The sequence below is a fragment of the Ancylobacter sp. WKF20 genome (assembly GCF_029760895.1).
Lineage (GTDB): Bacteria > Pseudomonadota > Alphaproteobacteria > Rhizobiales > Xanthobacteraceae > Ancylobacter.
Window position 1 is genome coordinate 3,682,042 of record NZ_CP121679.1, and the last position, 13,323, is coordinate 3,695,364.

Consider the following 13,323-nt stretch of genomic DNA (forward strand, 5'->3'; position numbering starts at 1 on the left):
TCGTGAACGTATTTCCCGCCCTGTCGCCGACCCTCGCCTGTGATGCGCCAAGCTGTGGCGTGTCGGTCCCGCCGGGACGCGATAAGTCGCGGCAGATCCTGAACGGCGCCCGCGAGGTGTTTCTGGCGCAGGGTTTCGACGGCGCCAGCATGGGTGAGATCGCCCGCGCCGCCGGCGTCTCCAAGGGCACGCTCTATGTCTACTTTCCCTCCAAGGAGGAGCTGTTCGCCGCGCTGGTGCGCGAACAGTCCGAGCGGACGGCCGAGCACTGTTTCGTGCTCGACCCCAACGAGGACGTGCAGGCGGCGCTGGTGGCGCTGAGCCATCGCTACATCCGCGCCATGATCCAGCCGGCCAATGTCGCCACGGTGCGCATGGTGATCGGCGTGGCGGAAAAGCTGCCGCAGATCGGCCGGCTCTACTACGCCTCGGCGCAGGAGCGGGCGGTCGCGCTGCTTTCCGAGTGGCTGCGGGCCAAGGTCGCCGCCGGCGAGCTGGTGATCGACGATGTGGAGCTCGCGTCCTGGCAGTTCGTCATCGGCTGCCATTCACGCATCGTGCTGCCGGCCTTCTTCTGCGGCAGTTCCTCCTCGGATGAGGAGATCGACCGGGTGGTGACCTTCACGGTCGGGGCCTTCCTGCGTGCCTATGCGCCCCGGTGCTGCCCGAGCGATCAGCCCGGCTGACCGGGCGCGGCGCGGCCTTCGCCCTCCGCGAGCAGCGCGGTGAGCCCCTCGCGATAGGTCGGGTAGGTGAGAGCCCCGCCGAGCAGCGCGTGCAGTCGGTCGTTACGCACCCGCCGGTTATCCGCCCAGAAGGACAGCGCCATGGGCGACATGGTGGCCGCCGCGATCTCGAAGGGGACGGCGGGCGGCGGTTCCACCCCGAGTAGCCCGGCGGCGAAGCGCACCGGGGCGCAGGAGGGCGAGGGCTCGTCATCCACCACATTGACCACGCCGTCGAAAGCCTGCGTCGCCGCCGCATGGATGGCCCCGGCGATGTCCCCGACATGGATACGGTTGAACACCTGGCCCGGCCGCTCGATGCAGCGGGCGGTGCTGGCCCGAATGTCGAGCAGCGCGTTGCGCCCCGGCCCGTAAATGCCGCCGAGCCTGAGCACCGCGACCGGCCGGCCGGCCGCCTGACCCGCCCTCCGCCACGCCGCCTCCGCCGCCACGCGCCGGCGGGCGCGGGGGGCTTCCGCGTCGAGCGGGGCCGTCTCGTCGATCCAGGCGCCGCCGCTGTCGCCATGCACGCCGATGGTTGAGAGGTAGATCAGCGGGCCTTTTCCGCGCGCGGTGGCGAAAGCGGGGCCGAGAGGCCCGAGAAACGGATCGCCCGCCTCGCCCGGCGCGGCGGAGGCGAGCACGACATCGGCCGTCTCCAGCGCCGCGTAGAGCTCATCGCTCGGCACCCCGTCAAAGGCGAGCATGTCCACGCCCGGCTCAAACCGGGGCGCACGGGCAGTGCCGATGATGTGCGTGAAGGACGCCCCGTGCCGGGCGACGAGGTGCCGGGCGCTATAGCCATAGCCGAGGCAGAGAAGCGTGGTCATGCGGTCGTCCGTTCGGCGGCGGGCGGCAGGGAAGCTGGCGGCGGGGAGGCGGGGTGCCCGGCGAGGTGCCATTCGGCCCGCACCTCGGAATCGGGCTCCCCGGCATGGCGTGCGGCATGACGGGCGAAGGCGTCGGCGTCAAGCAGCCGTGCCAGCGCCCACACCGCCGCGCCGCGAATGAGCGGGGCGGGATCGTCGAGCAGTCGTTCCGCCGCCGGAACGAGAGCGATATCACCCGAGTTTCCAATGGCGATCAGCACATTGCGCAGGAAGCGGGTGCGCCCGGTGCGCTTGATCGGGCTCTTGGTGAAGCGCGCGCGAAAGGCGGCATCGTCCAACCCCGCCAGTTCGGCGAGCGGCGGGGCGCGGTTCTCGTCGCGAGCGGCGAGGCGCGCCTCGTGGCCGGCCTGCGCGAACTTGTTCCACGGGCAGGCGGCGAGGCAGTCGTCGCAGCCATAGATGCGGTTGCCAATGCCTGCGCGCAGCTCCTGCGGGATCGGTCCGCGATGCTCGATGGTGAGGTAGGAGACGCAGCGCCGGGCGTCGATCTGGTAGGGCGCGGGAAACGCGCCCGTCGGGCAGGCATCGAGACAGGCGCGGCAGGAGCCGCAATGGTCGATCTCGGGCGCGTCCGGCGGCAGCGGCAGCGTTGTGGCGATGGCGCCGAGGAACAGCCACGAGCCCTTGGCCCGGGAGACCAGATTGGTGTGCTTGCCCTGCCAGCCGAGGCCGGCGGCCTGCGCCAGCGGCTTTTCCATCAAGGGCGCGGTATCGACGAACACCTTCACCGCGACCGCCTCCGGCCCGCCGGCGCGCGGCACGAAGCGCGAGCAGATGCGCTTGAGCTTGCCCTTGATCAGCTCGTGATAATCGTCGCCGCGCGCATAGACCGAGATTGCCCCGTTGGAGCGGGCGGCCAGCACGGCGCGGGGATCCTCGTCCGGCCCGTAATTGAGGCCGAGCATGACGACGGCGCGCACCTCCGGCCACAGATGGGCGGGGGAGGCGCGGCGCTCCGCCGTCTCCGGCATCCAGTCCATGTCGCCATGACGGCCCTGCGCGATCCAGTGCTGGAGGCGGGGGCCGGCCTCGGGGATGGAGTCTGGCGCGGCGACGCCGATGGCGTCGAAGCCCTCCTCGCGGGCAAGGGCGGCGATAAGCGCCTTGGCGGCGGCCGGGTCTAGAAGTCGAGATCCGCGTAGCACGGCGCCGGCGGCATCCCCGCCATGGTCACGGCGAGCAGCGGCCGGAAGGCCGGACGCGACTTGATGCGCGCGTACCAGATCTTCGCTCCCTCATCCTCGTCCCACGGCACGTCGCCCAGATAGTCGACGCAGGAGATATGCGCGGCGGCGGCAAGGTCGGCATAGCTCATGCGCTCGCCCGCCAGCCAGTTCCGCGACTTCAGCAGCCAGCCGATATATTGCAGATGATAGCGGATATTGGCCCGCGCCGCGCGGATCACCGCCATGTCCGGCGGCCCGCCGCCGAGCTCGCGCGGCATGTAGCGCTTGTACACCTTCTCGCGCACCAGCGGCTCGGACACCTCGGTGTAGAATTTGTGGTTGAACCAGGAGGCGAGGCGGCGCACCTCGACGCGGGCATAGATGTCCTGCGGCAGCAGCCGGCGGTCGCCCATGGCGTGGCCGCGTGTCTCGTCGATGTATTCGCTGATCGCGTCGACGCCCGGCACGACGAGGCCATCATCCTCCACCAGCACCGGCGTGGTGCCGGCCGGGTCGAGCATCAGGAACTCGGGGCGGCGCTCCCAGGCCCGCTCTTCGATCAGCACAGGCGTGATCCCCATCTCCCCGAGAGCGAGGCGGATGAGGCGCGAATGCGCGCAGAAGGGATGATGATAAAGCTGCATTGTCCGGGAAAAGCCTCGGCGCGCCCCGACGACGGCGCCGCCTGAAGGACCGATCTAGAAGGGTTGACGCCTCATCGCAAGTTATCGCGGCGTCAACATGGCACCCCGCCCCGCCCGTGCGCAGGGTAAGGTTCATGCATTTTTCGCGGCAGGGTGTAAGGATCGTTAACGCGCCGACGGCGTTTTCACCCGCGCGCCCCGCGCGCGCGGCCCACGTGGCCGCTCGTCCGGGGGCTTATGGGAGATCCACATGGCGAACCAACCCGAGCACGGCAATTTCATCTGGAACGAGCTGAACACGCACGACCCCGAAAAGGCCAAGGCGTTCTATACGGAAACGCTCGGCTGGACCTTCGAGGCGATGCCGATGGAAGGCGGCGCCGACTACACCGTCATCACCCGGGGCGAGCGCCGCATCGGCGGCATCTTCACCCTGGCGGCGGCCGAGTTCGCCGGCATTCCCGATCACTGGATGACCTATGTGGCGGTGGATGACGTCGATGCGCGGCTCGCCAAGGTGGAGGCGGCCGGCGGCAGCATCATCCGGCCGGGCTTCGACGTGGCGGGTGTCGGACGAATCGGCATCGTGCGTGATTCGGGCGGGGCGTTTCTTGCCTGGATGACGCCGCGCATGTGAGCCGCGATGCCGGCTAAGTTGCTGGCGACACGCCGGATTCGGCGCTTTGTAATGCGTGTGCCATAAAACCGGCGCAAGCGTGAACGGGCGCGGCCCCTCAAAGCCGTTTCCGTCGTTACCGCCCCACGGCCCTTGCGGGCCCCCGTCGAAGGAACAGCGACGCATGCAGATGCATAGGCCGGCCTCCCCCATTCGCGCCAGCGGCTATTCGATCCTCGAAGGCAGCCCGGAATTCGACGATCTCGGCGCGCATCTCGACGAGGCCGAGGCCCTCGGCGTCGATCTGGTGGAACTCCCGGCCTATGCCTGGCACCTCATCGTCGGCGGCCGCCTGCTGAAGAACCGGCTGGACGACCTGGTGCGTGCCCTTTCCGGCCGCAAGCTCGCCTATTCCATGCACGGCACCCTCGCCATCAACCTGATGGACATTCCCGAGCGCCTGCCGCGCCACGAGGCGGTGCTGGCCGCCAATATCGAGATCGCCGCCGCCATCGGCGCGCATCACCTCGTCATGCACACCGGCCATGTCTCGGACCCGGCGGATGATGTCGAGGTCGCCTATTCCCGCCAGCGCGAGGCGCTGGTGCGGGCGGGCGACCACGCGGCACGGCTGGGCGTGCTGCTCTGCGTCGAGAACATCTTCCGCTTCCGCGACGTGCGGGAGACGGCGACGCCCGCCAAACTCGCCGGGGAATTGTCGGCCATCGAGCACCCGGCGGTGCGGGCGACGCTCGACGTGAGCCACGGCTATATTCGCTGCACCGATGCTCGGCTCGATCCGATCGCGGAGATGGCGCAGCTCGCGCCCTATGTGGCGCATTTCCACCTGCACGATTCCTTCGGCCGGCCGAGCGAGATGTGGACCTACCACCCGGCGGAAGCGGTGGCGCTGGGCGAGGGCGACCTGCACCTTCCCATCGGCTGGGGCTCCATCGACTGGGACGCGGTGGTCGAGGCGGTGCAGCCGCCCGCCGGCGCCGTCGCGGTGATGGAGCTGGAGCCGCGCCACTGGCGCGAGCTGAAGGACCAGGTCGGCGTGCTGCAGGCCCTCGCCGCCCGCTTCCGCAGCCCGGCCGCGCTCGTGGTCTGAGCCCGTCTGGAGCCGCTAGACAGTAAGGTAGCGGGGTGGCACTGATCGTCTCCAAACCCGCATTCGCCGCGCTTATGGGGACATGTCGTGTCATCCTCGCTTCCGGTCACGCCTGACCATCTGCCCTTCTTCATTACCGCGCCCGGAGGCACCGACTTTCTGCTCGGCATGGCGACCGCCACGCTGATCGGCGCGGTTCTGGTCGGCGGCGTCCTGTTCCTGGCGCTGCACTCGCTGCCCGAGCGCATGGCGCACAAGGCGCAGAAGCTGCAGATGGAAATCGTCGCGGTGCTGTGCCTCTTGGCGCTGTTCACCCACATCCACCTGTTCTGGGTCGCGGCGCTCTTGCTGGCCTTTATCGACCTGCCGGATTTCGGCACGCCGCTGACCCGCATCGCCCGCGGGGTCGAGCGGCTGGCGGGTGCCTCTCCGCCGGCCGAGGCCCCGCCGCCGGAGACGCCGGCCGGCAGTCCCGCCAGCGCGAGCCGTCCCCATGCTTGAGCTGCTGCTGTGCTCGCTGGTCACGGTGTTCCCGGATTATCTCATCCGCCGCTACGCGCAGGGAAAGCGCTTCGGCCATGAGATCACGCTCTATTCGGTCTGGTACGAGCTGCGCTGGGGTATCACCGCCTGCCTGATGCTCACCGTCGGCCTGATCGCGGTGATCTTCTACAACCACCCCGCCTCCACCAATGTGACCGCCTATTTCCGCGCCGTGCCGATCGTGCCGGAGGTTGGCGGGCGCGTGAGCGAGGTTCTGGTCGGCCAGAGCGCCCATGTCGCCGCGGGCCAGCCGCTGTTCCGGCTCGACGATTCGCTTCAGAAGGCGCAGGCCGAGACCGCGCGCCGCCGCATCGCCGAGACCGATGCCGCGCTCGTCGCCGCCCGTGCCGACATCGCCGCCGCCGAGGGGCAGCTGCGCCAGGCCGAGGAAGCGCTGCAACAGGCGCGCGACGAGCTGGCGACCCGTAGCGAGCTTCAGCAGCGCAATGCCGGCGTGGTGAGTGTGCGCGAGATCGAGCGGCTGCAGAATGTCGTCGATGGCCGCGAGGGCGGTGTCGCCGCCGCGCTGGCCGCGCGCGAGGCGGCGCAGGCCCGCGCCACGCTGCTCCTGCCGGCGCAGAAGGCGAGCGCCGAGGCCGCGCTGGCCGAGGCGCTGGTCGCGCTCGACAAGACGGTGATCCGCGCCGGCACGGCCGGGCATGTCGAACAGTTCGCCCTGCGCGTCGGCGATCTCGTCAGCCCCATGCTGCGCCCCGCCGGCGTGCTGATCCCCGATGGGGCGGGCCGCCAGCGCCTCGTCGCGGGCTTCGACCAGCTTGAGGCGCAGGTGCTGCGGCCGGGCATGGTGGCCGAGGCGGTGTGCCTGTCGAAGCCGCTCACGGTCATCCCAATGGTGGTGACGGATGTGCAGGACGCCATCGCCGCCGGGCAGTTGCGCGCCGCCGAGCAGCTGCAGGACGCCCGGCAGGTCGCCGCGCCGGGCACGCTGACCGTGATGCTGGAGCCGCTCTATGAGGGCGGCCTTGCCGGCGTGACGCCCGGTTCGAGCTGCATCGCCAATGCCTATTCCAGCAATCACGCGCGCCTCGCCTCCGGCGAGGTTGGCGGGCTCACGGCGCTTTATCTGCACGCGGTCGATGCGGTCGCGGTGGTGCACGCGCTGCTGCTGCGGCTGCAGGCGGTCATCCTGCCGCTGCGCATCCTGGTGTTCAGCGGGCACTGAAACAGGGCGGGCCGGGGCGCCGGCTTCACGAGCGCGCGATTTTCGCCGCCGGCACCTTCTTGCGGCGGAAACGGGCGCCCCCTATATCGGCCACGAACGGCGCGCATGGCGCCGTACCCAATTGCTATGGGGGCCGGTCCCGGGGGACGGCGGCGGTTCGCCGCCGCGCTGTTCCTCTCCGGGTGCTTCAATAAGGTCCGGCCGGCCTGCCGGAAGGAGAAACAATATGTCTAAAGTCATCGGCATCGACCTCGGCACGACCAATAGCTGCGTCGCCGTCATGGAAGGCAGCACGCCCAAGGTGATCGAGAACGCGGAAGGTGCGCGCACCACCCCGTCCATCGTCGCCTTCACCGAGGACGGCGAGCGCCTCGTCGGCCAGCCGGCCAAGCGCCAGGCGGTTACGAACCCGGAGCGCACCTTCTTCGCGGTGAAGCGCCTCATCGGCCGCCGCTATGACGACCCGACCGTGGCAAAGGACAAGGGCCTCGTGCCCTACCAGATCGTGCGCGCCGACAATGGCGACGCCTGGGTCGAGTCGGACGGCAAGAAATATTCGCCCTCGCAGATCTCCGCCTTCACGCTGCAGAAGATGAAGGAGACCGCGGAGGCCTATCTCGGCGCCAAGGTCACGCAGGCGGTCATCACCGTCCCGGCCTATTTCAACGACGCCCAGCGCCAGGCCACCAAGGACGCCGGCAAGATCGCCGGCCTCGACGTGCTGCGCATCATCAACGAGCCGACGGCGGCCGCGCTCGCCTATGGCCTCGACAAGAAGTCGGCCGGCACCATCGCGGTCTATGACCTCGGCGGCGGCACCTTCGACGTGTCGGTGCTGGAGATCGGCGACGGCGTGTTCGAGGTGAAGTCCACCAATGGCGACACCTTCCTCGGTGGCGAAGACTTCGACATGCGCCTCGTTGGCTACCTCGCCGATGAGTTCAAGAAGGAGCAGGGCATCGACCTGCGCAACGACAAGCTCGCCCTTCAGCGCCTGAAGGAAGCGGCCGAAAAGGCCAAGATCGAGCTGTCCTCCGCCACCCAGACGGAGATCAACCTGCCCTTCATCACGGCGGATGCCTCGGGCCCGAAGCATCTCACCATGAAGCTCACCCGCGCCAAGTTCGAGGCGCTGGTGGACGACCTGATCCAGCGCACCGTCGAGCCCTGCCGCAAGGCGCTCAAGGATGCGGGCCTTTCGGCCGGGCAGATCGACGAGGTCGTGCTCGTCGGCGGCATGACCCGCATGCCCAAGGTCCAGGAAGTGGTGAAGCAGTTCTTCGGCAAGGAGCCCCACAAGGGCGTCAACCCGGATGAAGTGGTCGCCATCGGCGCCGCCATCCAGGCCGGCGTGCTCGCGGGCGACGTGAAGGACGTGCTGCTGCTCGACGTGACCCCGCTCTCGCTCGGCATCGAGACGCTGGGCGGCGTGTTCACGCGCCTCATCGACCGCAACACCACCATCCCGACCAAGAAGAGCCAGACCTTCTCGACCGCCGAGGATGGGCAGACCGCGGTGACCATCCGCGTCTTCCAGGGCGAGCGCGAAATGGCGGCGGACAACAAGATCCTCGGTCAGTTCGACCTCGTCGGCATCCCGCCGGCGCCGCGCGGCGTGCCGCAGATCGAAGTCGCCTTCGACATCGACGCCAACGGCCTTGTCAACGTGTCGGCGAAGGACAAGGGCACCGGCAAGGAGCAGCAGATCCGCATCCAGGCCTCCGGTGGTCTCTCCGACAGCGACATCGACAAGATGGTGAAGGACGCCGAGGCGCACGCCGAGGAAGACAAGAAGCGCCGTGCTGTCGTCGAGGCGAAGAACCACGCCGAGGCGCTGGTGCATTCGACCGAGAAGGCGCTGGCCGAGCATGGCGACAAGGTCGGCGCGCCGGAGAAGGCGGCCATCGAGACCGCCATCACCGAGCTCAAGAGTGCGCTCGAAGGTGACGACGCCGAGGCGATCGCCGCCAAGACCAACACGCTGGCCCAGGCCTCCCTCAAGCTCGGCGAGGCGATGTACGCCTCCCAGCAGGGTGGCGACGATGCCGGCGCGGCGCCGAAGGACGACGTGGTGGACGCCGAGTTCACCGAGGTCGACGACGACAAGAAGAAGTCGGCCTGACCTCTTCACGGCTCATGCCGCCCCCGGAAGCCATTCCGGGGGCGGAACTCTGTTTGGCAGTGCCGGACGATGTGGGCGCCCGCCGGGGCTTAAAGGCTCGGACGCGGCAGGATTCCTGCATGAAGCGGCTGCTTTGACCGGAACGGGATGGCGAGGGCGCCGCCTTCATCCGGTCCAAACCGTGCGACGGCTCAACCATCCATGTCCAAGACCGATTATTACGAGCTGCTCGAAGTCTCCCGCACCTGCAATGACGGGGAGCTGAAGAGCGCCTATCGCAAGCTCGCCATGAAGTGGCACCCGGACAAGAACCCCGGCAATGCCGAGGCCGAGGTGCGCTTCAAGGAAATCAGCGAGGCCTATGACTGCCTGAAGGATCCGCAGAAGCGCGCGGCCTATGACCGCTTCGGCCATGCCGCCTTCGAGAATGGCGGCGGCGGTGGTGGGCCCGGTTTCGGGGCGGACTTCGCCTCGACCTTTTCCGACATTTTCGACGACCTGTTCGGCATGGCCGGCGGGCGGCGCGGCGGCGGTGGCCAGCGCGGCGGGCGCGAGCGCGGGGCGGACCTGCGCTACAACATGGAAATCACGCTCGAGGAGGCCTTCTCCGGCAAGAACGCCACGGTGCGGCTGCCGACCTCCATCGTCTGCGAGACCTGCTCCGGCTCGGGCGCCAAGCCCGGCACGCAGCCCACCACCTGCCGCACCTGCGGCGGCGCCGGCCGCGTGCGTCAGGCCCAGGGCTTCTTCACGCTGGAGCGGACCTGCCCGAGCTGCCAGGGCCGTGGCCAGGTGATCGAGGATCCCTGCCCGTCCTGCGCGGGCGCCGGGCGCACCACCAAGGAGCGCACGCTCGAAGTCGCCATTCCGGCCGGCGTCGAGGACGGCACGCGCATTCGCCTCGCCAATGAGGGCGAGGCCGGGATGCGCGGCGGGCCGCCGGGCGATCTCTACATCTTCCTGTCGCTGGCCCCGCACGAGTTCTTCCAGCGCGACGGCGCGGACCTGTTCTGCCGCGCGCCGATCTCCATGGTCACGGCGGCGCTCGGCGGCACCTTCGAGGTGCCGACCATCGAGGGCGACACCCACAAGGTGAAGGTCCCCGAGGGCACGCAGTCCGGCAAGCGCTTCCGCCTCGGCGGGCGCGGCATGCCGGTGCTGCGCAGCCGCACGCGCGGCGACATGTATGTGCAGGTGGTGGTGGAAACGCCACAGAACCTCACCCGACGTCAGCGCGAATTGCTCACCGAATTCGAGCGGGAATGCTCCGGCGAGACGCACCCAGAATCGAGCGGCTTCTTTGCCAAGGTAAAGGATTTCTTTGCCGGGGATGCGGATTAGTGATGACGGCGTAACGCCGCCGTCATCGCGGGGACTTAACATCGTCAGGCAACCACTTTAGTCTGACGCCGCTTCCGCCCGTGGCCCTGCCGTTTCTTCGCGGCCGAATGGAATCAAAGTCGCATGCTCGACCGCGCTACCGACGCCTCGAAGTCCGACCGCCTGAAGGCCAAGGCCCGCAAGCTGCGCTCCCTGAAATTCCGCGACCTCAAGATCGGCGACCGCACCCTCGGCGAGCACGCCGCGGCGGGCCGCAAGGTGGGTGGCGATGCCCGCCCCGACGAAGTGCGGTTTCTCCAGTCCTGGCTGCAGAACCCGCTGCGCACCGGCGCGCTCTCGCCCTCCGGCCGGGCGCTCGCACGCACCATGGCCGGCTATGTCGATCCCGCCGGCGATGGCCCGGTCATCGAGCTCGGGCCCGGCACCGGCCCGGTGACGGCGGCGCTGATCGCGCGCGGCGTGGCCGAGGAGCGGCTGGTGCTCATCGAGTACAACCCGGAATTCTGCACGCTGCTGCGTGCCCGCTTTCCCCGCGCCACCATCATCGAGGGCGACGCCTACGGCATGAAGGCGACGCTCGACGGCCGGCTGACTGGCAAGGCGGCGGCCGTGGTCTCCAGCCTGCCGCTGTTCACCCGGCCGGTCGAGGAGCGTTACAGCCTGCTCGACCAGGCGTTTGAGCTGTCGCAGGCCCGCGCGCCCTTCATCCAGTTCACCTATGCCGTGGTCTCGCCCATGCCGCTGGCGCCCTCGCGCTTCGAGGCGCATGTCAGCCCGCGCATCTGGGCGAACCTGCCGCCGGCGCGCGTGTGGGTCTATCGCGGCCATGAAGCGGGCGTGAAGCTCGTCCACGACCTGCCGCTCGCCGCCGCTGGCTGATCCCTTCCGGCCGCGCCTCCTTTCAGCCCCGGGGTGCCCCGCGCCACGGGCGACGACCGGGAGAACCCCCATGCGCCCGCCTCGCATCCTCACCTTCGCCGGCTCGATCCGCACCGGCTCCTACTCCCACGCGCTGGCGGCGCTCGCGGCGAAGGAACTCTCCAGCCTCGACTGCGAGCCGGTGCTGATCTCGCTCGCCGACTACCCGTTGCCGATCTACGACGCGGATCTCGAAGCCGCCGAGGGCGTTCCCGGCCCGGCGAAGCAGTTGCGCGACCAGCTTGCGCAGGCGGACGGCGTGTTCATCGTCACCCCCGAATATAATGCGGGCCTGCCGTCGCTGCTGAAGAACGCCATTGACTGGGCAAGCCGCGCCAAGGGCGAGGGCGACGCCTTCAAGAAGCCGGTCTACGCCATTGGCTGCACCTCGCCGGGCGCGCTCGGCGGCTACCGCGCCTCGATGATGCTGCGCCAGGTGCTGGCTCTCGGGCTCGGCGCACTGGTGCTGGCCGAGCAAGCGATGGTGGCGGGCGCGGGCAGCGCCTTCGCCGAGAATGGCGATCTCAAGGACGAACGCGCGCAGCAAAGGTTGCGCGCGCTGATGACTGCGCTTATCGAGCAGGCGGCGCTCAGGGCGGGTCTGCGCGCCTGACCAGCCGCGGAGACAGACTGTGACGAGCGCGCCCCTTACCGATCCGAAAGACCGGCTCATTGTCGCGCTCGACCTTTCCTCCGTCGGGGCGGCCGAGAGCATCGTCGCCCGGCTGGGCGACAGCGTGACCTTCTACAAGATCGGCTATGAGCTCGGCTTTGCCGGCGGCCTCGGCTTTGCCCGCGAGCTGATCGCCGACGGCAAGAAGGTGTTCATCGACTTCAAGCTGCACGACATCGGCAACACGGTGGCGCGCGGCGTCGCCAGCCTCGCCGCGCTGGGGGCGAGCTTCGCCACCGTGCACGCCTACCCGCAGACCATGCGCGCGGCGATGGAGGGCAAGGGCGCGAGCCCCTTGCGCATCCTCGCCGTCACCGTGCTGACCTCCTATGATGAGGCGGATCTCGCCGAGGCCGGCTATGGCGCCGGCGTGGACGAGACCGTCGCCCGCCGCGTCGCGCAGGCGCGCGAGATCGGCGTCGATGGCATCGTCTGCGCCCCGACCGACGCCACCCGCGTGCGCGGCATCCTCGGCCCCAAGGGCGCCATCGTCACCCCCGGCGTGCGCCCGGACGGCGCCGCCACCGGCGACCAGAAGCGCATCGCGACTCCCTATGCGGCGATCCGCGCCGGGGCCGACCATCTCGTGGTCGGCCGGCCCATCGTCGCCTCGCCCGATCCCGCCGCCGCCGCCCGCGCGGTGCAGGCCGAGATTGCCGCGGCGCTCGCCGCCTCCTGACCCGCCACGAAGGACACATGCTATGGCCAAGGGCTACTGGATCAGCCGCCTCGATGTGAGCGATGCCGAGGGCTACAAGCCCTATCTGCAGGGCGCCATCCCGACCATTGCCGCCTTTGGCGGGCGCTTCCTCGCGCAGGGCGGGGCGTTCGAGACGCTGGAAGGCACCTCCCGCGCCCGCAATGTCGTGGTCGAGTTCAAGGATTACGAGACCGCGCTCGCCTGCTTCCACTCGCCCGAGTACCAGGCCGCCTACACCCACCGCCTCGCCCATTCCGAAGGCGAGCACCTCGTCATCGAGGGCTATGAGGGCGACCAGCCGGCGGCTGGCGTGATCGACGGGCCCGCGCAGGGGCCGGGCACCGCCTATTGGGTCATGCGCATCGATGTGCACGACCTCGAGACCTACAAGTCCTACATCGCCGCCGATGCGTTGGCGGTGCGCAAATATGAGGGCTGGTTCCTCGTGCGCGGCGGCCGGCACGAGGCGGTGCATGGCAGCGCGCGCTCGCGCAATGTGATTCTCGCCTTCAAGGACTATGAGACCGCGCTCGCCTGCTACCACTCGCCGGAGTACCAGGAGGCGTTCGGCTTCCGCTCCAAGGCGGCGGTGGCCGAAGTGCTCGCCATCCACGGCGCGTGAACGCGGCAGGTAACCGGATAGCGCGCGGCGATTGTGCAGCGCGCTGAGTCGCTTGGCAGCGCGTGCATC

Annotated in this window: 14 protein-coding genes and 1 pseudogene; 12 read left to right on the top strand and 3 right to left on the bottom strand. The window is 69.3% G+C overall.

Features of this window, described 5'->3' with window-relative positions; genetic code table 11:
* The first annotated feature begins 59 nt into the window (after nt 1–59).
* Nucleotides 60–686, top strand: coding sequence for a TetR/AcrR family transcriptional regulator (locus AncyloWKF20_RS16970; RefSeq protein WP_279315156.1), 627 nt, complete (start codon nt 60–62; stop codon nt 684–686).
* On the opposite strand, the gene AncyloWKF20_RS16975 is transcribed toward AncyloWKF20_RS16970, so the two are convergent.
* The 3 genes from AncyloWKF20_RS16975 to AncyloWKF20_RS16985 are packed head-to-tail and all read right to left on the bottom strand — an operon-like array spanning nt 674 to nt 3,425.
* The gene (locus tag AncyloWKF20_RS16975) at nt 674–1,555 is read right to left on the bottom strand and encodes an NAD-dependent epimerase/dehydratase family protein (RefSeq protein WP_279315157.1); all 882 of its coding nucleotides are present in this window, start codon (nt 1,553–1,555) and stop codon (nt 674–676) included. The two genes, AncyloWKF20_RS16970 and AncyloWKF20_RS16975, sit on opposite strands and share 13 nt — an antisense overlap.
* Nucleotides 1,552–2,760: a tRNA epoxyqueuosine(34) reductase QueG gene (gene queG / locus AncyloWKF20_RS16980; protein WP_279315158.1), complete on the bottom strand. Its 1,209-nt coding sequence runs from the start codon at nt 2,758–2,760 to the stop codon at nt 1,552–1,554. Before queG ends, AncyloWKF20_RS16975 begins: the two co-directional genes overlap by 4 nt.
* Nucleotides 2,736–3,425: a glutathione S-transferase family protein gene (locus AncyloWKF20_RS16985; protein WP_279315159.1), complete on the bottom strand. Its 690-nt coding sequence runs from the start codon at nt 3,423–3,425 to the stop codon at nt 2,736–2,738. The genes queG and AncyloWKF20_RS16985 overlap by 25 nt, the downstream gene beginning before the upstream one ends.
* A gap of 250 nt (nt 3,426–3,675) precedes the next feature.
* On the opposite strand from AncyloWKF20_RS16985, the gene AncyloWKF20_RS16990 reads away from it, so the two are divergent.
* The 11 genes and pseudogenes from AncyloWKF20_RS16990 (at nt 3,676) to AncyloWKF20_RS17040 (ending at nt 13,254) form a co-directional block, all read left to right on the top strand.
* The gene (locus tag AncyloWKF20_RS16990) at nt 3,676–4,062 is read left to right on the top strand and encodes a VOC family protein (protein ID WP_279315160.1); all 387 of its coding nucleotides are present in this window, start codon (nt 3,676–3,678) and stop codon (nt 4,060–4,062) included.
* 163 nt (nt 4,063–4,225) lie between these two features.
* Nucleotides 4,226–5,152: a sugar phosphate isomerase/epimerase gene (locus tag AncyloWKF20_RS16995; protein ID WP_279315161.1), complete on the top strand. Its 927-nt coding sequence runs from the start codon at nt 4,226–4,228 to the stop codon at nt 5,150–5,152.
* Nucleotides 5,153–5,239: 87 nt separating this feature from the next.
* A complete protein-coding gene (locus AncyloWKF20_RS17000) occupies nt 5,240–5,653 on the top strand; it encodes a hypothetical protein (RefSeq protein WP_279315162.1) in 414 nt (137 codons plus the stop codon).
* Complete coding sequence (locus tag AncyloWKF20_RS17005; RefSeq protein ID WP_279315163.1) at nt 5,646–6,878, top strand: biotin/lipoyl-binding protein; 1,233 nt, start codon at nt 5,646–5,648, stop codon at nt 6,876–6,878. The genes AncyloWKF20_RS17000 and AncyloWKF20_RS17005 overlap by 8 nt, the downstream gene beginning before the upstream one ends.
* 226 nt (nt 6,879–7,104) lie before the next feature.
* Nucleotides 7,105–9,000, top strand: coding sequence for a molecular chaperone DnaK (gene dnaK, locus AncyloWKF20_RS17010; protein WP_279315164.1), 1,896 nt, complete (start codon nt 7,105–7,107; stop codon nt 8,998–9,000).
* Nucleotides 9,001–9,201: 201 nt separating this feature from the next.
* A complete protein-coding gene (gene dnaJ / locus AncyloWKF20_RS17015) occupies nt 9,202–10,341 on the top strand; it encodes a molecular chaperone DnaJ (protein WP_279315165.1) in 1,140 nt (379 codons plus the stop codon).
* Between the two features lie 123 nt (nt 10,342–10,464).
* Complete coding sequence (locus AncyloWKF20_RS17020) at nt 10,465–11,220, top strand: rRNA adenine N-6-methyltransferase family protein (protein ID WP_279315166.1); 756 nt, start codon at nt 10,465–10,467, stop codon at nt 11,218–11,220.
* 70 nt (nt 11,221–11,290) lie between these two features.
* The gene (locus AncyloWKF20_RS17025; protein ID WP_279315167.1) at nt 11,291–11,872 is read left to right on the top strand and encodes an NAD(P)H-dependent oxidoreductase; all 582 of its coding nucleotides are present in this window, start codon (nt 11,291–11,293) and stop codon (nt 11,870–11,872) included.
* A 19-nt stretch (nt 11,873–11,891) separates the two neighbouring features.
* Nucleotides 11,892–12,611, top strand: coding sequence for an orotidine-5'-phosphate decarboxylase (pyrF, locus tag AncyloWKF20_RS17030; protein WP_279315168.1), 720 nt, complete (start codon nt 11,892–11,894; stop codon nt 12,609–12,611).
* 22 nt (nt 12,612–12,633) lie between these two features.
* Nucleotides 12,634–12,936 (top strand): annotated as a pseudogene (locus tag AncyloWKF20_RS17035) (DUF1330 domain-containing protein); the annotation flags it as partial.
* Between the two features lie 6 nt (nt 12,937–12,942).
* Complete coding sequence (locus AncyloWKF20_RS17040; protein WP_279318010.1) at nt 12,943–13,254, top strand: DUF1330 domain-containing protein; 312 nt, start codon at nt 12,943–12,945, stop codon at nt 13,252–13,254.
* Nucleotides 13,255–13,323: the final 69 nt, after the last annotated feature.

Excerpts from the sequence above, each read along its gene's own strand:
- dnaK (WP_279315164.1), top strand. The coding sequence starts at position 7,105 with ATGTCTAAAGTCATCGGCATCGACCTCGGCACGACCAATAGCTGCGTC.
- dnaJ (WP_279315165.1), top strand. The coding sequence starts at position 9,202 with ATGTCCAAGACCGATTATTACGAGCTGCTCGAAGTCTCCCGCACCTGC.
- AncyloWKF20_RS17025 (WP_279315167.1), top strand. The coding sequence starts at position 11,291 with ATGCGCCCGCCTCGCATCCTCACCTTCGCCGGCTCGATCCGCACCGGC.
- AncyloWKF20_RS16975 (WP_279315157.1), bottom strand. The coding sequence starts at position 1,555 with ATGACCACGCTTCTCTGCCTCGGCTATGGCTATAGCGCCCGGCACCTC.
- AncyloWKF20_RS16985 (WP_279315159.1), bottom strand. The coding sequence starts at position 3,425 with ATGCAGCTTTATCATCATCCCTTCTGCGCGCATTCGCGCCTCATCCGC.
- AncyloWKF20_RS17005 (WP_279315163.1), top strand. The coding sequence starts at position 5,646 with ATGCTTGAGCTGCTGCTGTGCTCGCTGGTCACGGTGTTCCCGGATTAT.
- AncyloWKF20_RS16990 (WP_279315160.1), top strand. The coding sequence starts at position 3,676 with ATGGCGAACCAACCCGAGCACGGCAATTTCATCTGGAACGAGCTGAAC.
- AncyloWKF20_RS17020 (WP_279315166.1), top strand. The coding sequence starts at position 10,465 with ATGCTCGACCGCGCTACCGACGCCTCGAAGTCCGACCGCCTGAAGGCC.
- AncyloWKF20_RS16995 (WP_279315161.1), top strand. The coding sequence starts at position 4,226 with ATGCAGATGCATAGGCCGGCCTCCCCCATTCGCGCCAGCGGCTATTCG.